The sequence below is a fragment of the Kitasatospora sp. NPDC048365 genome (assembly GCF_043200835.1).
Lineage (GTDB): Bacteria > Actinomycetota > Actinomycetes > Streptomycetales > Streptomycetaceae > Kitasatospora > Kitasatospora terrestris.
The window spans coordinates 1-20,503 of the sequence record NZ_JBICYJ010000005.1; the positions used below are offsets into that span (position 1 = coordinate 1).

Genomic DNA, 20,503 nt, shown 5'->3' on the forward strand with positions numbered 1-20,503 from the left:
GGCGGCAGGACAAGACTGTGATGGGACCTTTGGCCGGGCTCCTATGAGGTCACAGGCGCCCGACCGGCCGCGTGCAGAGCGGCACCGCCTGGACGGCCGACGATTCCAGCCAAGGACAGCCCGGGGTGTCAGTCAGTCGGAGGGTCAGACCGCCAAGCGGTGCCATCTACATCCTCACAGTCAGTCGGCGACGAGGGCGCCGACGACGGCTTCGGCGACGCGGGTGACGCGTTCGGGGGTCCAGTAGCCGGGCTCCTCCATCGAGGAGATGTAGTAGCCGCGGGTGAGCAGGGAGAGGACGTCGGCGGCGAGGGCGGCGTCGGGGACGCCTGCGGTGAGCGAGGCGTCGAGGAACTGCTGGCGGGACTCGCGGGGTTCCTGCCGGTCGACGCCGGCCGGGTCGGTGTGGGCGGCGGAGAGCATCTCGACCCAGAGCGACCGCAGGAGCAGGTCCTCGGGGTCGGTGCTGAGGTGCCATTCCACGGTGGCGCGGAGCCGGTCGGCGCCGGTGCGGTCGCCGACGTGGGCCTCCAGGTCCTCGCGCCACCGGGACTCGGCCGCGCGGACGGCGTTGAGGATGAGGGCGGCCCGGGTGGGCACGTAGTTGGTGACCATGGCGGTGGAGCCGCCGAGTTCCTTGGCGACCGCGCGGATGGTGATCGCGCGCGCTCCCTCCCGGGCGGCGACCGCGAGGGTGGCCTGGGCGATTGCCTTGCGGCGCTGGACTTCGTCGACGTCGATCGGCATGGAGGAAACCTAGCTCAGAGGGGGGTTGACGCAGAACACCGCGTGATGAAACATTGTTATATCACGACGTTGTCTCGTCGGGGGGATTTCGCTCCTTGAGGAGAATCCCGATGGACGTCCTGCCGCGCACCGAAAGCCGCCGAGTCGCCGCCCTGTGCCTCCCGGCCACCCTCGAGAACGCGCACCGCGCGCGCTCCTGCTGCGCCGGGCTGCTGGCGGCGTGGGGCGTGCCGGCGGGTGACGCGCTGGTCGTCCTCGCCGAGCTGCTGGCCAACGCGGCCGAGCACGGTGGCGAGGACATGGCCGTCCGCCTGTGCCACCGCGCGGACCACCTGGAGGTCGAGGTGGTCGACACCGGCTCGCCCGGTCGCCCGCTGCCCGCCGTCCCCGGGCCTGCCGCGTGGGGAGATGTCGAAGCGTGGGGTGACGTCGAAGGGCTCCGGGGGCGCGGGCTGCCGATGGTGTCCGTCCTGTCCGAGCGGTTCGCCCTGCGCCGCGGGCCGGACGGGTCCACCCGGGCGCTCGCCCTCGTCCGGACCGGGGTCGCGCGCCGGATCCCTTCGCCGGACCGGGGGTTGACGCTGGTCGGCGCGTGATGCAACGCTGTTGTATCACGTTGTTTTCCAAAGATTCGCTTCCCTGGAGGGCCCCCTATGAGCCTTGCCGTCCAGCGCGTCACCCCGCAGCCCGTCCCCCCGCACGCCCGGCAGCACATGGTGCGCATGCGTGACGGAGTGCTGCTGGCCACCGACGTCTACACCCCGGGCGGGGACGGGCCGGTGCCGACCGTCCTCGCCCGACTGCCCTACGACAAGAACAGCCGGTACGTCTTCTTCGACCGGATCGCCGAGCGGTTCACCGCCCGCGGCTACGCCGTCGTCGTCCAGGACGTCCGCGGCAAGTTCCGCTCGCAGGGCCGGACCCTCGGCTGGACCGGCGAGGTGGACGACGGCTACGACACCATCGAGTGGATCACCCACCAGTCCTGGTCCGACGGGATCGTCGGCATGTTCGGCGACTCCTACTACGGCTTCACCCAGTGGTCGGCGGTCTCCAGCGAGCACCCGGCGCTGCGCGCGATCGTCCCCCGGGTGACCTGCACCGGCAACGGGCCGGGCATCGCCGGCTACGACACCGGATCCGGCCCGCAGCCGCTCTGGCTGGAGGGCGCCACCTACCAGGCGCAGGTGTGGGTGGACAACGACATCCACGAGTTCGACGTCGACCTCACCCGGCGTCCGGTCGCCGCCGCGTACGAGGAGGCGTTCGCCGCCATCGGCAAGCGCTCGGCCGGCTTCGACCTGATCGTCTCGGGCATCCCGCTCGCCCCGTACAACGGGCCGCACCCGTACGACGCGCGGCCGGTGCCGGTGCTGCACTGCGTCGGCTGGTTCGACAACCTCGGCACCGCCCACATGCGGGACTACAGCGAGCTGGACCGGCGCCCCGGATGGTCGGCCGTGCAGTACCTGCTCGCCGACACCATCGACCACGAGAACTACTTCCTGGAGAGCGCCCCCGTCCGGCCGGAGGACGACCACCTGGCCGACGACGCCGCCCTCGATCGCATGATCGACCGCTACACCGGTCCGGCCGCCGACTTCTTCGACGTCTTCCTCAAGGGCACCGCCCGGCCCGAGTCCCTGCCCCGGGTCCGCTGGCGGCTCGGACACGTCGGCTGGCGCACCGCCGAGCGCTGGCCGCCCCCGGAGGCGGTGGAGACCGAACTGCACCTCGCCGACCCGGCCGCCGCGACCGGCCCCGTCCCCGGCGGCCGCCTCGGCGCCGACCCGGCGCCCTCCACGGCGACGGTCGACTGGCGCTACGACCCGGACGACCTGGTCCCCTCCGCCGCCACCGACACCTTCCTGCAACTGCGCGACCACGCCGACGAGCGGGCCACCCTCGACCGCGACGACGTGCTGGTCTTCACCACCCCCGCCGCCGAGACCCCGCTCGACCTCGCCGGCCCCGCGCACGCCGTGCTGCACGTGGAGAGCACCGCGCCCACCTACGACGTGTTCGTCCGGCTGCTCGACCTCGCCCCCGACGGCACCGCCCGCCTGGTGCTGCGCGGCTGCGCCCAGGCCGACCGGCCCGGCGAGCTGGAGATCGCCCTCGGCCACACCGGCTACCGGCTCCGCCCCGGCCACCGCCTCGCGCTGCTGGTCGCCTCCAGCGACTTCCCGAACCACCTCCCCAACTCCGGTACGGCGGAGAGCCCGTGGACCACGACGGCACCCAGGGCGAGCGTCCAGACGCTGCGCACCGGGCCCGCCCACCCCTCCCGGCTGCGCCTGACCGTCCTGCCCGGAAGCGGGGAGCCCCGATGACCCTCCGGTACGTCGCCACCCGGCTCGGCATGCTGCTGGTGACCGTGTTCGCCTCCAGCCTGGCCATCCACGGCGCCATGTTCCTCACCCCCGGCGACCCGGCCACCCTGCTGGTCGGCGGCAGCCGCAACCCCGACCCGGCCGTGCTGGCGCAGATCCACCGCGAGTACCACCTCGACGACCCGTTCCTCCAGGGCTACTGGCACTGGCTCAGCGACTGCCTGCACGGCGACTTCGGCCGCTCCCTGGTCTACCGCGACTCCGTCGCCGACCTGATCGGCGCCCGCGCGGGCGACACCCTCGCCCTGGTCGGCTACGCCTCCGTGCTGGTGCTGGCCGCCGGCATCGCCGTCGGCACCGTCTCGGCGCTGCGCGGCGGCCGGACGGAGACGCTGGCCACCGGCCTCACCGCCGGCGCGATGGCGGTGCCGACCTTCGTCCTCGCGGTCCTGCTGATCTGGCTGTTCGCCGTCCGCCTCCCGTGGTTCCCGGTGTACGGGTCCGGCGAGGGCCTCGCCGGCACCCTCTCCCACCTGACGCTGCCCGCCGTCGCCCTGGCGATGACCTGGATCGGCTACGTCGCCCAGGTCACCCGCACCGCCGTCCGCGCCGAGCTGCGCGGCGAGCACGTGGAGACCGCGCGCAGCCGCGGCGTCCCCGAGTGGACGGTGATCCGGCGGCACGTCCTGCACAACGCCTCCGGCCCGGTGTTCGCCGTCTCCGGCGTCGCCGTCGCCGGACTGATCGCCACCGCCGCCGTCGCCGAGCAGGCGTTCGGCACCGGAGGGCTGGGAGCCCTGATGATCGAAGCCGCGTCCAAGCAGGACATGGCCGTGGTCCAGGCCGTCTCGCTGATCTTCGTGGTGGTGTTCGTCGTCCTGAACACCGCCGTCGACCTGGTCAGCGCCGCCCTCGACCCCCGAGCCGCCCAGAAGGGGGCGAGATGACCACCACCCGGTCCACCCGCACCACCGCCCGGTCCACCCTGCCCACGCGCACCGCCGCCGCGCCGAAGCCCCGCGCCCCGCGCGACCGCCTCACCCTCGGCGCCGGCTGTGTGGTCGCGCTGTTCGTCCTGCTGGCCGTCCTCGGGCCGCTGATCGCCCCGCACGACCCCAACGCCGTCGACCCGCTCGGCGTCAACGCCGGGCCGTCCCCGGCCCACCCGCTCGGCACCGACGACACCGGACGCGACCTGCTCTCCCGGCTCATCACCGGCGCCCGGGCCAGCCTCGCCGCCCCCACCGTGGTGATCCTGGTGTCCACCACGCTCGGCACCCTGCTCGCCCTGGCCGCCGCCTGGTCCGGCGGCCTGCTCGACCGGATCGTCTCCGGCGCCCTGGACATCGTCCTCGGCTTCCCCGGCCTGATCATGGCCGTCCTCGCCGCCGCCGTCTTCGGCGCCGGCCTCGCCGCGCCGGTCGCCGCCCTGTCCGTCGCCTACCTACCGCTGATCACCCGCGTGGTGCGCTCCGCCGCGATCCGCGAACGCAACCTGCCGTACGTGTCGGCGCTCCAACTGCTCGGCGCCCCGACCGCCCGGATCTGGCTGCGGCACCTGCTGCCCAACCTGCTGCCGCTCGTCCTCGTCCAGGCCACCATCGGCTTCGGCTACGCGCTGCTCGACGTCGCCGCGATCTCCTTCCTCGGCCTCGGCAGCCGGCCCCCCGCCCCCGAGTGGGGACTGATGGTGTCCAACGGGGCGCCCTCCATCCTCGCCGGCCAGCCGCAGCAGTCGCTCTACGCCGGCCTCGCCGTCCTGGTCGTCGTCGTCGCGTTCAACCTGCTGGGCACCGGCCTGTCCCGACGCCTGCTCGGAGCCAACGCATGAGCCCCCGACCCCTGCTGGAGATCCGCGAACTGCGGATCGACCTGCCGCTCGACGGCGCGCTGCGCACCGTCGTCCACCGCGCCGACCTGACCGTCCCCGAGGGCGCCGCCCTCGCCCTGGTCGGCGAGTCCGGATCCGGCAAGTCGCTCACCGCCCGCTCGGTGCTGCGCCTGCTGCCCGCGGCCGCCCGGATCCACGGCGAACTGCTGTTCGCGGGCGAGTCCGTCCCCGCGATGACCCCCGAACGCCTGCGGGCCTTCCGCGCTGGCGACGTCGCCATGGTCTTCCAGGACCCGCGGGCCCACATCAACCCGGCCCGCAGCATCGGCGACTTCCTGATCGAAGGGCTCACCACCGCCCGTCGCCTCCCGGCCGCCGACGCGGTCGCCAGGGTCACCCGGATCCTGCGCGAGGTCGGCATCGCGGACGCCGAACGGCGGATGCGCCAACGCCCCCACGAGCTCTCCGGCGGCCTGCTGCAACGCGTCATGATCGCCGCCGCGCTCGCCGCCGAGCCCCGCCTGCTGCTCGCCGACGAACCGACCACCGCCCTCGACGTCACCACCCAGGAGGAGGTGATGGCCATCGTCGCCGAGGCCCGCGAGGCCCGCGGACTGGCCATGCTGTTCATCACCCACGACCTGGAACTCGCCGCCGCCGTCTGCGACCGGGTCGCCGTCATGTACGCCGGCTCGACCGTCGAGGAGCTCCCCGCCGGCCGGCTGCGCGGCGGCGCCGCCCACCCTTACACGCGGGCGCTGCTCGCCTCCCGCCCCTCGGTCGACGACGCCGGCGCCGCGCTGCGCACCATCGACGGCCGACCCCTCTCCGGCTTCGAGGCGCCCGACGGATGCGCCTTCGCCGACCGCTGCCCGCGCGTGGTCGACCGCTGCCGCGCGGAGCGGCCGCGGCCGACCGCCGTCGGCGCGTCCACGGCGTCCTGCCACGTCCCGCACCCGCTCCCGCACACGCCCTCGCCCGAGGAGGCCGGCAGCCATGCTTGAGGTCCGCAACCTGCGCAAGGAGTACGGCGAGTTCGTCGCCGTCGACGAAGTCGCCTTCGCGCTCCCCGCCCGGGGCTCGCTGGCGATCGTCGGCGAGTCCGGCTCCGGCAAGACCACCACCGCCCGCATGATCGCCGGACTCGAGACGCCCACCGCCGGCCGGATCACCGTCGCCGGCGAGGAACGCCGGCCCGGCCGGATCGGCTCGCGCGAGCGCCGGGCCCGCGGCCGGCAGATCCAGCTGGTCTTCCAGGACCCGTACTCCTCGCTCGACCGCCGCCAGCGCATCGGCGACGCCGTGGCCGAGGCCGTCCGCCTGCACCACCCGCTGCCCGCCGACGCGCTGCGCACCCGGGTCGCCGACCTGCTCGACATGGTGGGCCTGGACGAACGCCAGGCCCGCTCCCTGCCCCGGGCGCTCTCCGGCGGGCAGCGCCAGCGCGCGGCGATCGCCCGCGCGCTCGCCGCCGAGCCGCAGGTGCTGATCCTGGACGAGGCGATCGCCGCCCTGGACGTCTCCATCCAGGCGCAGATCCTCGGCCTGCTGGCCCGCATCCGCGCCGACACCGGCACGGCGCTGCTGTTCATCACCCACGACCTCGGCGCCGTCCGGCACATCAGCGACGACGTCCTGGTGATGCAGGCCGGCCGGGTCGTCGAACGCGGCCCGGTCGCCGACGTCCTCGGCACCCCGCAGGACCCGTACACGCAGCGCCTGATCGCCTCCGTCCCCAAGCCCGGCTGGAAGCCGCAGCGCAGGACCGCCTGACCCCACATCACGAGAACGCCCGCCCCGGATCCGCCCGTCCGAGGCGGGCGTTCTCTGCACTACCGGCGTCGTGCCGAATGGCAGGACACGGGTCGCAGCCGCTCCTCCGCCGGCGCGCATGTGCATCAACCGCCGCCGGCCGGAGCCCCCGGCGGATCACTCGCGGGCCGGGGTGACCGTGTGTGCGAGTTGGACGCGTGAGTGCAGGCCGAGCTTGCGGTAGATGCGGGTGAGGGTTGCTTCGACCGTTTTCACGCTGACGGTGAGGGCGGTGGCGATGTCGCGGTTGCTCGCCCCGGCGGCGGCGAGTTCGGCGCAGCGCTGTTCGGCGGAGGTGAGGCGGGGGCCGGTGCCGGTGTCCGCGGGGGCGGTTTCCAGTCGGTGGAGGACGTGTGCGGCGGTTTCGGCCCAGGGGAGTGCGCGGTGGGCGGCGAAGAGGTCGGCGGCGTTCTGTGCGGCGGTGCGGGCGCTGGCGCGGCGGCGTCCGCGCCGCTCGGTGTGGCTGAGTGCCAGCAGGGTCCGGCCGCGTTCGAGGGGGAGGTGGGTCAGGCGGTCGGCCGCTTCGGTGAGGCGGTGGGCGGCGGTGTCGTAGTCGCCGTGGGCGGCGTCCGCGAGTGCCTGGGCGCGTTCGAGGGAGAGGAGGACGGAGCTTTTGCCGAGGTCGGTCGCGGTGCGGCGGGTGTCGTCCAGCAGGTTCTGGGCCTGGTCGAGACTGCCCAGGGCGATGAGGGCCTCGGCGAGGTCGGAGTGCCAGCGCAGCACGGACGGGTCGTGGACCTGCTGCGACTCCTCCAGGGCCCGGACCTCCTGCAGCGCGTCCAGGGACTCCCGGTGGCGGCCGGCGGCCAGGAGGACGTGGCCGAGGGCGAAGAGGTTGCGGGAGAGGAAGACCCGGTTGCCCTCCTGCCTGGAGGCGTCGGCTCCGCGGCGTGCGTGGGCGAGGGCGGTGTCGGTGCGCGAGGCGGTGCCCTCGACGAGAGCGGAGGTGTAGCAGGCCGGCGCGGGCGGCAGGTCTGCCCGCTCGGTCAACGCCCGGGCGCGGTCGGCGTAGTCGAGCGCTCGGGCGCACTGTCCGGCGCGGAGCTCCACTTCGGCGAGGCTGCGCAGGATGTCCACGGTGCCCTCGGCGTCCCCGTCCCGCTGGGCCCGGACGAGCAGGGGCAGCAGCGTGGTCCGGGCCTCGTCCAGGCGGTCGTCGAAGAGGGAGTGCCGGGCGGCGAGGTGTTCGGGGGTGGCGTTGACGGGGACGGACGCGGTGCGCGGCAGGGACAGGGCCCGGCGGAGCGTGGCTTCGTTCTCGGGGCGGCCGATGATGCGCTGGACGCGTGCCTGCATCGTCAGGGCGAGCGCGGTGGCGGTGGTGTCGCCGGCCGCCTGGGCGAGGGCGGCGGACTGGGCGGCCAGGGCTGCGGCCTGGTCGGGGGCGCCTTCGTTGACGTTGGCCCGGACGGCTTGGCGGAGCAGGATCTGGGCGATCAGGTCCGTTCGGCCGGCCGCCTCGTGGACCGCCTCGGCGAACAGTTCGTCCGCGCCGTTGAGGCGCTGTCCACTGGCATCGAGCAGGGCCACGAGGGCGCTGACGCGCTGGGCGGGGCTGCTGTCGTGTTCGAGGACGAGGCGGGCGGCTGCTCGGCCGCGGGGGAGGTCGCCGCAGTGCGCGGCGTCCCGGGTGGCGGTCAGCGCCCGCTCGGTGCGCAGCCCGGTGTCCTCGTGCGGGGTGCGTTCGGCGGCGAGGAGGGAGAGTTCGGCGGCCAGCGGGTGCTCGCCGCGCAGCCTGGCATGGCCGGCGGCCCGGGCGGCGTCGTGGGCGGTGTGCCGGGCCGCCCGAGGGTCGGCGGTGTCGGCCGCCAATGTGCTGTGCCGCTCGCGGCGGACGCTGTCGCCGCTGGCCTCGGCCAGGCGTGCGTGCAGGAGCCTGCGCGTGGTGTCCGGCAGCCGGGTCGCAAGTTCCGTGCCGATCGCGGGGGCGGTGAACCGCACTTCCCCGTCCTCCTGAGCGAGGTCGACCAGCCCGGCGGCCTCGGCCTCGGCGAGGAGGTTCTCGGCGGCCGGGCCGGCTAGACGGCCGAGCAGTGCGAGGTCGGGCCGGTCGTCCAGTGCGGCGAACGTCAGCAGTTCCCGCACCTGCACCGGTACCTCGTCCAGCCACTCGCCCAGCAGCCGGCGGGCGTTGGGCGGAAGGACCGGCTCGTCCCCGCCGTCCCGGCCCGCGGGCGGGGCCGAGGCTTCGGCGAGCGCCAGGGCCAGGGCCGGATTCCCCCCACTGCGGGCGTGGATCCGCGCGACCTCGCAGGGAGTGCGCCGGTAAGGGGACAACAGCGTCTCGACCTGGTGGACCGTCAGCGGCGGGACGCGCACCGCGTACGCGTCCTCCCCGCTCCAGTGGCCGCCGGCCGCCGGCCGCCAGGTGCGCTCGGCCACGACGACGGGGAGGTCCGGGGCCAGGCGCAGGGCCCAGCCCAGGACGGCGGCACTGGCCGGGTCCAGCCACTGGGCGTTGTCCACCACCAGCGTCATGGGCGGTGCATCGCGCAGCACGTCGGCGGTCAGCCGGCGCAGCCGCAGGGCCGAACCGGCACGATCAGGGGACTCCGACTCGCCGGCGGTCTCGTCCAGAACCGTCGCGAGTTCCCGTGCGGCCGGGAGCGGCTGCAGGGCCAGCGCGAGTTCGAGCAGCCCGGTGCAGGGGACTTGAGTGTCCTGCGGGCCCGGGGCCAGCCGCAGGACCGGCAGGCCCAGCCGCTGCCCCAGGACAACGGCCGCGGTGGTCTTGCCGATCCCCGGCGGCCCGAACAGCACCACCCGTCGGGTGCTGTGTGCCTCGTCCGGCATCACCGGCAGCACGGTGCCGACCGTCTCCTGAACCACGTTCACCCCCATCGGAGCATCTTGCATCGGGCCATGGTGCGCCCGCGGGGCCCCTGCGCGCCAGGACAAGGGATTGCCCCGATGTAGGCCACCCCCCGCCTTCCCTAACGTCATCGCCACAGTCGAGCTGTCACCGGCCGCAGGACGTTCCCCTACCCCCTGATGGCGTCCTGCGGCCTTTCCCCCTCAACCCCAGCTCGACGGGAGGATTGAGATGTCCCGAAAGAACGCCCTGGCAGCCGCTGTCGCGGCCACCCTGACCCTGGGCACCGTGACCGCGGTGGCCTCCCAGTCGACCGCGGCCGCCAGCAGCCCGTCCGCCCGACCGGGCGCCGGATTCCAGGCCATGACGGCCGACGCACGCGGCGAGGCGATGCGCTCGGCCGACCGGGAGGCGGCCGCGACGGCCCGCACCCTCGGCCTCGGCCCGGACGAGCGCCTGGTGGCGAAGGACGTGCTGATGGACACCGACGGTGCCCGGCACGTGCGCTACGACCGCACCTACCGCGGACTGCCGGTGATCGGCGGCGACTTGGTGGTGCACTACGGCAAGGACGGCAAGGTCACCGGATCCGACCTGGCGCACCAGGGCGCGATCTCGGTGGCCGGCGTCGCGCCGAAGCTGACGGCGGCCGACGCCTCGGCCGCCGCGGTGAAGCACGCCAAGCACGTGAGAAACGCGAAGACCGACAGCTCGGACCACAACACCCTGGTGGTGTACGCGGTCGGCAAGGTTCCGGTCCTCGCCTACCGTTCGACGGTCACGGGCGCCGGCGAGGCCGGCCCGGCCTCGCAAGAGGCGGTGATCGTGGACGCCGGCAGCGGCGCACTGCTCGACCAGTACGAGCTGCACCAGGGCGCCACCGGCACCGGCAACGGCATCCACGTCGGCCAGGTCTCCATCGAGACCACCCAGTCCGGCAGCGGCTACACCCTCACCGATGCGGCGCACGGCGGCACCGTCGTCTACGACTCCTACGGCAGCCCGGACACGGCGCCCAAGCAGAACGCCCGAGCATTCACCAAGTCCACGAACACGTGGGGCACCGGTACCTCCTCCAGCCGGGAGAGCGCCGCTGTGGACGCCTCCTACGGCCTGGCGAAGACCTGGGACTACTACAAGAACACCTTCAACCGCAGCGGCATACGCAACGACGGCCGCGGCGCCCCCGCCTACGTGCACGTCGGCACCAACCTGGTGAACGCCTTCTACGACGATTCCTGCTTCTGCATGGCCTTCGGCGACGGCTCCTCGTCGAACAGCAACACCCCGCTCACCTCCCTGGACGTGGCCGGCCACGAGATGAGCCACGGCGTCACCGCCGCCACCGCGAACCTCACCTACTCCGGCGAGTCCGGGGGCCTCAACGAGGCCACCAGCGACATCTTCGGCACCATGGTCGAGTTCTACGCGGGCAACAGTGCCGACCCCGGCGACTACTACATCGGCGAGAAGCTCAACATGGGCAGCAACGGCTTCATGCGCCGCATGGACAAGCCGAACGCCGACGGCGCTTCCCTGTCCTGCTACAGCAGCCAGGCCGGCACCGTCGACGTCCACAACTCCTCCGGCATCGCCAACCACTTCTTCTACCTCACCGCCGAAGGCACCGGCGCCAAGACCATCGGCGGCCTCGCGCACAACGGCAGCCCCTGCAACGGCGACAGCTTCAGCGGCATCGGCAAGGACAAGGCCGCGGCGATCTGGTACCGCGCCCTGTCCACCTACATGACCTCCACCACCAACTACTCCTCGGCCCGCACCGCCACCCTGAACGCCGCCGCCGACCTGTACGGCACCAACTCCCAGGAGCGGTACATCGTCTCCAAGGCCTGGGCCGCCGTCTCCATCGGCACCGCCCTGCCCGACCCCGGCACCTCAACCCCGACCCCCACGCCGTCCCCGTCCTCGCCGGGCAGCCCCTCGCCCTCCCCCACCACCGGAAACGCCCTGGTCAACGGCTCGTTCGAGCAGGGCGCCACGGGCTGGACCCAGAGCGCCGACATCATCGGTACCTCCACCGCGGCGCCGGCCCGCAGCGGATCCTGGTACGCCTCGATGATGGGCTACGGCAGCGCAGCCACCGAGTCGCTGTCCCAGCGCAACATCGCGGTACCGTCCACCGGCAGCCCCAGGCTTTCGTTCTGGCTCCAGGTCGCCACCCAGGAGTCCGGCGCCACGGCCTACGACACGCTGAAGGTGAAGGTCAACGGCACCACCGCCGCCACCTACTCCAACGCCAACGCCGGCACCGGGTACGTCCAGAGGACGATCGACCTGACCGCCTACCGCGGCACGACGATCACCCTGGAGTTCGCCGGCCAGGAGGACGCCTACCTGACCACGAACTTCCTCATCGACGACGTCGCCATCGGCTGACCCGTCCCGCTCCACGCCCAGTACTCCTGTCGCCGGAACCGTTGTGGGACGGGCCCGGCGACAGGAGCTGCCGCGTTCTCGCGGGGTTGAAAGAAGGCGGCAGCCCTGCGGTCCGGCCCCGCCGGGGAGGGGCCGGACCGCATCCCCCTCGCACGGGAACAACGGAGGCGGCACCCCGATCGCTCGATCAGCGCTCCGCGGTGGCGCCGCTCGCGAGGGACCGCGTCCTGTGGCCGACGAGCATGATGGTCTCCGCGTCGGTGTGGGCCGCGCGTTCGGCGGTGGTCGGGGGCCGCAGGCGGCTGCCGGCCCAGCCGAGGAGGAAGCCTATGGGGACCGTCACCACGGCGATGTTCTGCAGGGGGAACCAGTGGAAGTCGACGTGCGGCAGGAGTGAGTACGGCCGGCCCGAGACGGTCGGGCCGAAGAGTTGAAGCAGGAAGCAGCAGACCAGCGAGCCGTGGAGCGTCCAGAGCATGCCGAGCCGGGAGAAGCCCGGCCAGAAGAGGGTGTAGACGAGGGCGGGCAGGATCACGGACGCCGCGGCGGCGGCCGCGAAGGACGCCAGGAAGAGGATGCTCCAGCCGCGCAGCAGGACGGCCAGCCCCACCGCGACCACGCCCATCGCGACGATCGACCACTGGGCGGCGGCGAGTTCCCGCCGGTCGGTGGAGCGGCCGCGGCGCAGGACCCCGGTGTGCAGGTCGTGGGAGAGGGCGGCGGCGCCGGCGAGAGTGAGCCCGGCGACCGAGGCGAGTGCGGTGACGAAGACGGCGCAGGCGACCGCGGTGAACAGCACCCGGCCGCCGGCGCCGTGGGCGAGGGTGTCGGTGAGCAGGAGCAGCGCGGAGTTGCCCTGCGGGTCGTCGGTGGCGATCCCGCGGACGCCGACGACCGCGGCGGCGGCCAGGCCGAGCAGGACCACGATGCCGTAGAAGGCGCTGATCACGGCGGCGGCGTACCCGGTGGCGCGCCGGGCGGTGCGGCCGTCGAGGGAGGCGCCGACGCGCATCAGCAGGGGCGGGACGACGGCGGAGCCGAGTGCCACGGTCAGGCAGAGCGAGAACTGTTCGAGCGGGCCGGGCGCGGCGGGCCCGAAGAGCAGGCCGGGGGCGTGGAAGACCGCCGCGCCGCCGCCGCCGATCGCCGAGCGGTCCATCAGTGCGCCGAGGTCCCAGTGCAGCGCGCCGCCGGCGGCCACTGCGACGGCGACGACCACGCCGAGCACCAGCAGGGTCTTGCCGGTCTGGATCATGCCGGTGCCGCGCATGCCGCCGAAGGCCGCGAAGGTGGTGATCAGCAGTCCGCTGAGGACCGTGCAGACCAGTGCCGCCCCGGGGGTGCGCGACCCGAGGACGTACGCGGTGGCCTCGCCCGCGACCCTGAGCTGGACGACGGTCAGCGGGACGCAGACCGCCACCGTGGTGACCGCGCCCGCGATCCGGGCGGCCCGCCCGGTGTGCCCGTTCGTCCGGGTGGCGAGCACCGACCCCAGGGTGAACCGGCCGGTGTTGCGCAGCGGTTCGGCGAGGACCAGCAGCACGGCCATGCTCGCGGCGGCGCTCGCGGCGGTCGCCATGCCGTCGTACCCGGCGAGGGCGACGGTGCCGATCGGGCTGAGCAGGGCGGTCGCGGGGAGGTAGTCGCCGCACAGTGCGAGGGCGTTGCGCAGTGCGGGCATCGAGCGCTCGGCCGTCCAGAAGTCGGCGGCGGTGTCGTTGGCGACGCCGGCGACCAGGCAGAGCAGGAAGCAGAGGCAGATGACCACCAGGAAGGCGGTCAGCGGCGAGAGCAGCGAGCCCTGGCCGGCGGCGAGGAGGACGACGGGGGAGCCGGTCACGGTCGGACCCCTCTCCCGTGGCCGTGCGCGGCCGCCGCGAGGGCGTCGGCGTGCGGGTCGCCGTGGGTGCGGCAGGCGCGTTCGTACCAGGCGGCGGAGCCCAGCAGGGTGGCGACCTGGAGGCTGAGCAGCAGCATGCCGACGGTGTAGCCGCCCAGCAGCGGGGTGGCGAGGCCGCCGCCGGCCAGTGGGGCGAGGGCGGCCAGGAGTGCGGCGGCGGCGTTGGCGGCCAGCAGCCGGCGCCGGAGCCGGCGGGTGGTGCGGCGCAGCCGGGTGAGGGAGGGGTGGGCGGCGGCGTCGAACCTCGGTGGCGGTTCGTGCAGTGCCTGGTCGAACAGGGACATCGGGGGGCCTCCGGGAGCGGGGGAAGGGCGGGCGCGCCGCGCCCCCGGCGGTCGGCAGGACCGCCGGGGGCGCGGGTGTTCGTACGGGCGGGCTACTTGCCGGTGCCGCCGAGGGCGGCGGCCCACGGCATGCCCATGTAGGCGAAGGAGGTCGGCGCGCCGGAGAGGCGCTTGTTCATGAACATCCGCTCGTGCGTGGTGGCCAGGTAGACCGCCGGGGCGGTGGGGGTGAACAGCGCCTGGGCGGCGGCGTACGCGGTGGCGGAGGCGGTCGGGTCGGTGGCGGTGCGGGCCCGGTCGAGCAGGCGGGTCACCTCGGCGTTGTCGTAGCCGGTCCAGTTGAAGATGCCGCGCGGGGTGACCATCTCGGCGACGTACGAGGCCGGGTCGGGCATGGTGACGTAGCCGAAGGTGAGCACCAGGTCGAGGCTCTTGCGGACGGACGGGTCGTAGAACAGCGAGGACATCTCGGTGGGCTGCAGCTGCTTGATCTCGATGTCGATGCCGATCTTCTTGCCCGCGGCCTGGATGAAGGTCATCGCCTGGAGCGAGCGCTGGTCGCCCGCCGGGATGGCGGCGGTCAGCGGGCGGGTGAGCGGGCCGGCCTGCTGGGCGAGCTCCTTGGCCCTGGCGGTGTCCGGCGTCGGTACGGCGGGCAGCGCCTGGTAGGCGGCGTCGAAGGTGGCGGCGGCCTGGTCGCCGCCCCAGGTGGCCGGGGGGACGAGCGACTTCAGCGGGGTGGCGTCGCCGCCGAAGACGTTCTTGATCAGTGCCTCGCGGTCGATCACCTGGGAGAGCGCGTCCAGGCGCCGGTGGTCGGTGGCGGGGGAGTCGGCGTTGGCCGGGATGAGCAACACGTTCTGGGTGGACGGGCCGAGGTGGATCGCGCCGTTGCCGGTCCGGGCGAGCGCGGTGGCGCTGCTCGGCGGGAGCTCGTAGGTGCCGTCCACCTCGCCGGAGAGCAGGGCGCCGGTCAGCGTGTTGCTGTTGGTGATGAACCGGAAGAGGACCTGGTGCGCCTTGGGCTTCAGCGCGGCGTCCCAGTAGGCGGTGTTGCGTTCCAGGGTGATGCCGCTGCCGGACTCCCAGGAGCCCAGCTTGAACGGCCCGGTGCACATCAGGCCGCCCTTGGCGGTGCCGTAGGCGGCGCCGGCCTTCTCGGTGTACGCGCGCTGGTTCACCGCGCCGAAGGAGGTGGAGAGCGCCTTGGGGAGCGTCTGGTCGTAGCTCCTGGTGGTGAGCGTCACCTGGTGCGGGCCGGTGGCGGTGATCGCGGTGACGGCGGCGAGGTAGTTGCCGTACAGCGCCTGGGTCTTCGGGTCGCGCTGGCGTTCCAGGCTGTACACGACGTCCTGCGGGGTCATCGGGGAGCCGTCCCAGAAGGTCACGTCGGAGCGCAGGTCGAGGACCAGGGTGTGCTCGTCGGTCCAGGTGACCTTCTGTGCGAGGCCGGGGCTCAGTGAGAAGTCCGCGTTCGTCCGGGTCAGGGTGTCGCAGAGGTTGGCCTCGACGGTCTGCGGGGAGTAGTCGCCGATCTTCGCCGGGTCCAGGGTGGTCGGCTCGCCGTAGGGGAGTGCCCAGGTGACCTTGTCGAGGTCGGCGTCGCCCGCCGTCGTGGTGGTGGTGAGGTGCGCGGCCCCGGGGGCGGCGTCGCCGCCGGTGGGGGTGGAGGTGCAGGCGGTGGCGGCCAGCAGGGCGAGGCCCGTGAGCAGCGTCAGCACCGACTTCTTCGCAGCCATGGCTGTGCTCCTGTCAAGGAGGAGTGAGGGGGAGGGGCGCTCGTGAGAAGGGGGGAGCGCGGACGACGAGACGTCGTAAACTAACGTCATATAACGTTGTTGCATGTCACGCTCGCATCTGGTGAGCCGGCGAGTCAAGAGCCGGCACCGAGGCATTGGAGAACCCTCATGTCCTTCACCCCGGCCCTGCGTTTCGCCTTCGAGATCCGGGCGGAGGTGGCCGAGACGCTGCACATCGGCCACGGCGACGGCGAGGTCACCGAATTCACCCCGATCACCGGCGGCAGCGTCGACGGGCCCCTGCTGCGCGGGGAGGTGCTGCCCGGCGGGGGCGACTGGAGCAGCACCCGCGGGGAGGTCTGCGAGCTCGACGCGCGCTACCTGCTGCGCGCCGAGGACGGCGCGGTGATCGACATCGTCAACCGCGGCTTCTATGTGCCGAAGGCCGACAGTCCGGACCAGTTCGACGGGGAGCTCCAGGTCAGCGAGGCCGGGCACTACTACCGGACGTCACCGGTCTTCCGGACGGACGCCCCGGCCCACCGCTGGCTCGCCGAGACCGTCTTCGTCGGCCTCGCCCGCCCGGACGGCGACAGTGCGGTCGTCATCCGGATGTACGCGCTGGACTGACCCCCTTCGTAGGTGGCCCCGGGTGGGGAGGGGCCACCTACGGCTCAGGACAGGGCGCGCCAGGCCGCGTTCAGGGCCTCGCGGAAGCCGTCGACCTGTTCGGCGGTGAGGTCGGCGACCATCCGCGCCTCCAGCTCCCGGGCCGGTCCGGCGTACTCGGCGAGCAGCCGCCGGCCGGGCTCGGCGAGCAGGACCAGGCGCTCGCGGCGGTTGCCGGGGTTGGGCTCGCGGCGGATCAGCCCGCGGGTCTCCAGGGCGCGGACCATGTCGGCCATCGACTGGGCCGTGACGAAGGAGTCGCGGGCCAGCTGGGCGGCCGAGATGCCGTCGTGGCGCTCCAGCACGGTGAGCGCGGTGTACTGCAGCGCCGTGATGCCGGCGGGCTTGAACAGCTCGTCGAGCCGGGCGCGCACCGCCAGCTCGGTCCTCTTGACCAGGTACAGCAGCGAGGTGCCGGTCACTGCAGGTCGGTCCATCTCGTTCCCTTCGCCGTCCGCCGCCGGTGCGGCGGCGAGGCCAAGCCTAGGGCATTGACAGGAATCCTGATGATTGACCACACTGCCGTTCATCAGGATTCCTGTCGATCCTGACCCTCCCCCACCCCATCACCCCCTACGAGAGGTGCACCCTCATGGATCTCCAGGGCAAGGTCGCCGTCGTCACCGGCAGCGGCCGCGGACTCGGACTCGCGTACGCCCAGGCCCTCGCCGCGGCCGGCGCCGCCGTCGTCGTCAACGACGTCGACCGCGCCACCGTCGACGCCGCCGTCGCCACCATCACCGCCGCCGGCGGCCGCGCCACCGGCGCCGTCGCCGCGGTCGGCGACAGCGCGGCCGCCCGGCTGCTGGTCGACACCGCCGTGACCGAGTTCGGCAGCCTCGACGTCCTGGTCACCAATGCCGGCATCCTGCGCGACCGGGTGCTGTGGAAGATGACCGACGAGGACTTCGACGACGTCGTCCGCGTCCACCTGCGCGGCACCTTCACCTGCGCCCGCGCCGCCGCCGTCCGGATGCGCGAGCAGGGCACCGGCGGACGCCTCGTCCTGATCTCCTCCCCGGCCGGCCAGCGCGGCAACTTCGGCCAGACCAACTACGCCGCCGCCAAGGCCGGCATCGTCGCGATGGCCCGCACCTGGGCCATGGAGCTCTCCCGCGCCGACATCACCGTCAACGCCGTCGTCCCGGTCGCCGCCACCGAGATGACCCGCACCATCCCGGCCTTCGCCCCCGTCATCGAGGAGGCCGAGCGCACCGGCAACCCGCTGCCCGACTGGCTGCGCAAGGAGGAGGGCCTCGGCACCGTCGAGGACGTCGCCGCCCTGATCACCTTCCTCGCCTCCGACGCCGCCAAGGACGTCACCGGCCAGGCCATCGGCATCGGCGGCGACCGCCTCGCGCTGTGGGCCCACCCGAAGGAGAAGGCCGTCGCCCTCGCCGACGGCGGCTGGAGCGCCGAGACCATCGCCGCCCAGTGGCAGGACGGCGTCGGCGCCGAGCCCGAGACCTACGGCATCCCCGCCCCCAAGGCCCCGGAGGCCTGACATGCCCGACCGCACCCCCGCGCCCGCACCGGCCCCCGCGCTGGACGTCGACCGGCTCACCGCCATCGACATGCACACCCACGCCGAGATCTCCAAGGACGGCCACGGCGCGCTCAGCCCCGAGCTGTTCGGCGCCTCCGAGGCCTACTTCAAGGCCCACGGCCACCGGCAGCCCACCATCGACGAGATGGCCGAGCACTACCGCGAGCGGCGGATGGCCGCCGTTGTCTTCACCGTCGACGCCGAACACGCCACCGGCCACCCCCGGATCGCCAACGAGGAGATCGCCGAGAGCTGCGCCGCCCACCCCGACGCGCTGATCCCGTTCGCCGGCATCGACCCGCACAAGGGCCGCGCGGGCGTCCGGGAGGCCCGGCGGCTGGTCGAGGAGCACGGCGTCCGCGGCTTCAAGTTCCACCCCAGCATCCAGGCCTTCGCCCCCAACGACCCACTGGCCTACCCGCTGTACGAGGCCATCGAGGAACTCGGCGTGCCCGCCCTGTTCCACACCGGGCAGACCGGCATCGGCGCCGGCGTGCCCGGCGGCGGCGGCATCCGGCTGAAGTACTCCAACCCGATGCTGGTCGACGACGTCGCCGTGGACTTCCCCGAGCTGCGGATCATCCTGGCCCACCCGTCCTTCCCCTGGCAGGACGAGGCGCTCGCGGTCGCCACCCACAAGCCGCAGGTGTACATCGACCTGTCCGGCTGGTCGCCGAAGTACTTCCCGCCGCAGCTGGTGCGCTACGCCAACACCCTGCTCAAGGACAAGGTGCTCTTCGGCTCCGACTACCCCGTCATCACCCCCGACCGGTGGCTGGCCGACTTCGCGCAGCTCGACATCAAGCCCGAGGTGCGGCCGAAGATCCTCAAGGAGAACGCCGCCCGGCTGCTCGGGCTGCTCACGGACTGAAGGAGTCCCCGTGCTGAACCAAGGCATCGGCTCGTGGCCGGCCCGCCGGGCCCGCAAGACCCCCGACCGGGTCGCCGTCGTCCACGAGGAAGGATCCCTGACCTACCGCGAACTGCACCGCCGCGTGCTGCGCCTGGCCCACGGCCTGCGCGCGCTGGGCGTGGCGCAGGGCGACCGGGTCGCCTACCTGGGCCCCAACCACCCGGCCTTCCTGGAGGCGCTGTTCGCCGCCGGGGCGCTCGGGGCGGTCTTCGTGCCGCTCAACACCCGGCTCGCCGCACCGGAGCTGGCGTACAACCTCGCCGACTCGGGCAGCGTCGTGCTGGTCCACGCGCCGGAGCAGGCCGAGGCCGCCCTGGCCGCGGCCGACCGGGCGGGCGTCCGGCTGCGGATCGCGCTCGCCGGCCCCGGCGAGGGCATCCTCGGGTACGAGGAGCTGCTCGCCGGCGCGTCAGAGGAGCCGTTGGACGTCGCCGTCGCCCCGGACGACCCGTGCATGATCATGTACACCTCGGGGACCACCGGCCGCCCCAAGGGCGCGGTGCTCTCCCACGCCAACATCACCTGGAACAGCGTCAACGTCCTCGTCGACACCGACCTGGCCGGCGACGAGGTGACCCTGGTCGTCGCCCCGCTGTTCCACACCGGCGGCCTCAACATGACCTGCCTGCCCACCCTGCTCAAGGGCGGCCGGGTGGTGCTGCACGGCGCCTTCGACGCCGAGCGGGTGCTGGAGACCGTCGAACGCCTCGGCGTCACCTCCATGTTCGGCGTCCCGACCATGTACGACGCGATGGCTGCCCTGCCGCGGTGGGCCGGCACCGACCTCTCCAGCCTGCGCAGCCTCAACTGTGGCGGCGCCCCGGTGCCCGCCCGCACCATCGCCGCCTACCTCGCGCGCGGCCTGGCCTTCAGCCAGGGCTACGGCATGACCGAGGCGTCCCCCGGCGTCCTCTTCCTGGACAAGGAACAGGCCGCCGCCAAGGCCGGCTCCACCGGGGTGCCGCACTTCTTCACCGACACCCGCGTCGTGCTGCCCGACGGCCGCGACGCCGGGCCCGGCGAGCGCGGCGAGGTCCTGGTCCAGGGCCCCAACGTGATGACCGGCTACTGGGGACGGCCCGAGGACACCGCCGCCGCGTTCGCCGACGGGGACTGGCTGCGCACCGGCGACATCGCCCGCACCGACGCGGACGGCTACGCGTACATCGTCGACCGGGTGAAGGACATGTACGTCTCCGGCGGCGAGAACGTCTACCCGGCCGAGGTCGAGGACGCGATCCTCGCCCACCCCGCCGTCGCGGAGTGCGCCGTCATCGGCGTGCCCGACCCGCGCTGGGGCGAGGTCGGCCGGGCCGTCGTCGTCCTGCGGCCGGGCGCCGACGCCGGCGAGCAGGACATCCTCGACCACCTGCGGGGGCGGCTCGCCAAGTACAAGATCCCGAAGTCCGTGGTGCTCGCGGACACCCTGCCGCGGACGGCCTCCGGGAAGATCGTCAAGCCCGCCGTCCGCGACCTGCATTCTTCCTGACAGTTCGTCAGATCCCTTACCAGTGAACAGG

The 20,503-nt window shown here is 73.4% G+C and carries 17 protein-coding genes; 11 read left to right on the forward strand and 6 right to left on the reverse strand.

The genetic code is table 11. The annotated features are described in order from the left end of the window. Window positions 1-180: 180 nt before the first annotated feature. Complete coding sequence (locus ACGFX4_RS06245; RefSeq protein ID WP_393070740.1) at window positions 181-747, reverse strand: TetR/AcrR family transcriptional regulator; 567 nt, start codon at window positions 745-747, stop codon at window positions 181-183. Between the two features lie 110 nt (window positions 748-857). Here ACGFX4_RS06245 and ACGFX4_RS06250 point away from each other — a divergent pair, with 110 nt between their 5' ends. The 6 genes from ACGFX4_RS06250 to ACGFX4_RS06275 are packed head-to-tail and all read left to right on the forward strand — an operon-like array spanning window position 858 to window position 6,684. Further along, window positions 858-1,343 (forward strand): ATP-binding protein, encoded by a 486-nt coding sequence (locus tag ACGFX4_RS06250; protein WP_393070742.1) that lies wholly within the window; start codon window positions 858-860, stop codon window positions 1,341-1,343. A gap of 57 nt (window positions 1,344-1,400) precedes the next feature. Then, window positions 1,401-3,080, forward strand: a complete 1,680-nt coding sequence (locus ACGFX4_RS06255) for a CocE/NonD family hydrolase (protein ID WP_393070744.1) — start codon at window positions 1,401-1,403, stop codon at window positions 3,078-3,080. Further along, on the forward strand, window positions 3,077-4,027 hold the full coding sequence (locus tag ACGFX4_RS06260; protein ID WP_393070746.1) for an ABC transporter permease: 951 nt from the start codon (window positions 3,077-3,079) through the stop codon (window positions 4,025-4,027). Before ACGFX4_RS06255 ends, ACGFX4_RS06260 begins: the two co-directional genes overlap by 4 nt. Next, the gene (locus tag ACGFX4_RS06265; RefSeq protein ID WP_393070748.1) at window positions 4,024-4,911 is read left to right on the forward strand and encodes an ABC transporter permease; all 888 of its coding nucleotides are present in this window, start codon (window positions 4,024-4,026) and stop codon (window positions 4,909-4,911) included. The genes ACGFX4_RS06260 and ACGFX4_RS06265 overlap by 4 nt, the downstream gene beginning before the upstream one ends. Continuing rightward, complete coding sequence (locus tag ACGFX4_RS06270) at window positions 4,908-5,915, forward strand: ABC transporter ATP-binding protein (protein WP_393070749.1); 1,008 nt, start codon at window positions 4,908-4,910, stop codon at window positions 5,913-5,915. The genes ACGFX4_RS06265 and ACGFX4_RS06270 overlap by 4 nt, the downstream gene beginning before the upstream one ends. Next, a complete protein-coding gene (locus tag ACGFX4_RS06275) occupies window positions 5,908-6,684 on the forward strand; it encodes an ABC transporter ATP-binding protein (RefSeq protein ID WP_393070751.1) in 777 nt (258 codons plus the stop codon). The genes ACGFX4_RS06270 and ACGFX4_RS06275 overlap by 8 nt, the downstream gene beginning before the upstream one ends. Before the next feature lie 156 nt (window positions 6,685-6,840). Here ACGFX4_RS06275 and ACGFX4_RS06280 read toward each other — a convergent pair whose 3' ends face one another. After that, window positions 6,841-9,564, reverse strand: coding sequence for a LuxR C-terminal-related transcriptional regulator (locus ACGFX4_RS06280; protein ID WP_393070752.1), 2,724 nt, complete (start codon window positions 9,562-9,564; stop codon window positions 6,841-6,843). Window positions 9,565-9,766: 202 nt separating this feature from the next. On the opposite strand from ACGFX4_RS06280, the gene ACGFX4_RS06285 reads away from it, so the two are divergent. Continuing rightward, window positions 9,767-11,932, forward strand: a complete 2,166-nt coding sequence (locus tag ACGFX4_RS06285) for a M4 family metallopeptidase (RefSeq protein WP_393070754.1) — start codon at window positions 9,767-9,769, stop codon at window positions 11,930-11,932. A gap of 187 nt (window positions 11,933-12,119) precedes the next feature. Here ACGFX4_RS06285 and ACGFX4_RS06290 read toward each other — a convergent pair whose 3' ends face one another. The 3 genes from ACGFX4_RS06290 to ACGFX4_RS06300 form a co-directional block, all read right to left on the reverse strand. Continuing rightward, window positions 12,120-13,772 carry a cation acetate symporter gene (locus ACGFX4_RS06290; RefSeq protein WP_393070756.1) on the reverse strand — a complete coding sequence of 551 codons (1,653 nt, stop codon included), beginning with the start codon at window positions 13,770-13,772 and terminating at the stop codon, window positions 12,120-12,122. Beyond that, the gene (locus tag ACGFX4_RS06295) at window positions 13,769-14,116 is read right to left on the reverse strand and encodes a hypothetical protein (protein WP_393070758.1); all 348 of its coding nucleotides are present in this window, start codon (window positions 14,114-14,116) and stop codon (window positions 13,769-13,771) included. The genes ACGFX4_RS06290 and ACGFX4_RS06295 overlap by 4 nt, the downstream gene beginning before the upstream one ends. Window positions 14,117-14,208: 92 nt before the next feature. Then, entirely contained in the window at window positions 14,209-15,855 is a 1,647-nt protein-coding gene (locus ACGFX4_RS06300; RefSeq protein WP_393070760.1) for an ABC transporter substrate-binding protein, read from the reverse strand. Between the two features lie 168 nt (window positions 15,856-16,023). On the opposite strand from ACGFX4_RS06300, the gene ACGFX4_RS06305 reads away from it, so the two are divergent. Continuing rightward, window positions 16,024-16,485, forward strand: coding sequence for a DUF3237 domain-containing protein (locus tag ACGFX4_RS06305; protein ID WP_393070762.1), 462 nt, complete (start codon window positions 16,024-16,026; stop codon window positions 16,483-16,485). Window positions 16,486-16,529: 44 nt separating this feature from the next. On the opposite strand, the gene ACGFX4_RS06310 is transcribed toward ACGFX4_RS06305, so the two are convergent. Continuing rightward, window positions 16,530-16,961 (reverse strand): MarR family winged helix-turn-helix transcriptional regulator, encoded by a 432-nt coding sequence (locus tag ACGFX4_RS06310; protein ID WP_393070763.1) that lies wholly within the window; start codon window positions 16,959-16,961, stop codon window positions 16,530-16,532. Between the two features lie 155 nt (window positions 16,962-17,116). On the opposite strand from ACGFX4_RS06310, the gene ACGFX4_RS06315 reads away from it, so the two are divergent. Genes ACGFX4_RS06315 through ACGFX4_RS06325 form a run of 3 tightly spaced genes read left to right on the forward strand, consistent with a single transcriptional unit; the run spans window position 17,117 to window position 20,472 of the window. Next, window positions 17,117-18,028, forward strand: a complete 912-nt coding sequence (locus ACGFX4_RS06315) for an SDR family oxidoreductase (RefSeq protein ID WP_393070765.1) — start codon at window positions 17,117-17,119, stop codon at window positions 18,026-18,028. A 40-nt stretch (window positions 18,029-18,068) separates the two neighbouring features. Beyond that, on the forward strand, window positions 18,069-18,941 hold the full coding sequence (locus ACGFX4_RS06320) for an amidohydrolase family protein (protein WP_393071069.1): 873 nt from the start codon (window positions 18,069-18,071) through the stop codon (window positions 18,939-18,941). A 10-nt stretch (window positions 18,942-18,951) separates the two neighbouring features. Then, window positions 18,952-20,472, forward strand: coding sequence for a long-chain fatty acid--CoA ligase (locus ACGFX4_RS06325; protein ID WP_393070767.1), 1,521 nt, complete (start codon window positions 18,952-18,954; stop codon window positions 20,470-20,472). Window positions 20,473-20,503: the final 31 nt, after the last annotated feature.

Coding starts and splice junctions, on each gene's coding strand:
- ACGFX4_RS06310 (WP_393070763.1), bottom strand. CDS start 16,961: ATGGACCGACCTGCAGTGACCGGCACCTCGCTGCTGTACCTGGTCAAG.
- ACGFX4_RS06285 (WP_393070754.1), top strand. CDS start 9,767: ATGTCCCGAAAGAACGCCCTGGCAGCCGCTGTCGCGGCCACCCTGACC.
- ACGFX4_RS06250 (WP_393070742.1), top strand. CDS start 858: ATGGACGTCCTGCCGCGCACCGAAAGCCGCCGAGTCGCCGCCCTGTGC.
- ACGFX4_RS06295 (WP_393070758.1), bottom strand. CDS start 14,116: ATGTCCCTGTTCGACCAGGCACTGCACGAACCGCCACCGAGGTTCGAC.
- ACGFX4_RS06300 (WP_393070760.1), bottom strand. CDS start 15,855: ATGGCTGCGAAGAAGTCGGTGCTGACGCTGCTCACGGGCCTCGCCCTG.
- ACGFX4_RS06255 (WP_393070744.1), top strand. CDS start 1,401: ATGAGCCTTGCCGTCCAGCGCGTCACCCCGCAGCCCGTCCCCCCGCAC.
- ACGFX4_RS06305 (WP_393070762.1), top strand. CDS start 16,024: ATGTCCTTCACCCCGGCCCTGCGTTTCGCCTTCGAGATCCGGGCGGAG.
- ACGFX4_RS06270 (WP_393070749.1), top strand. CDS start 4,908: ATGAGCCCCCGACCCCTGCTGGAGATCCGCGAACTGCGGATCGACCTG.
- ACGFX4_RS06280 (WP_393070752.1), bottom strand. CDS start 9,564: ATGGGGGTGAACGTGGTTCAGGAGACGGTCGGCACCGTGCTGCCGGTG.
- ACGFX4_RS06245 (WP_393070740.1), bottom strand. CDS start 747: ATGCCGATCGACGTCGACGAAGTCCAGCGCCGCAAGGCAATCGCCCAG.
- ACGFX4_RS06265 (WP_393070748.1), top strand. CDS start 4,024: ATGACCACCACCCGGTCCACCCGCACCACCGCCCGGTCCACCCTGCCC.
- ACGFX4_RS06315 (WP_393070765.1), top strand. CDS start 17,117: ATGGATCTCCAGGGCAAGGTCGCCGTCGTCACCGGCAGCGGCCGCGGA.
- ACGFX4_RS06275 (WP_393070751.1), top strand. CDS start 5,908: ATGCTTGAGGTCCGCAACCTGCGCAAGGAGTACGGCGAGTTCGTCGCC.
- ACGFX4_RS06260 (WP_393070746.1), top strand. CDS start 3,077: ATGACCCTCCGGTACGTCGCCACCCGGCTCGGCATGCTGCTGGTGACC.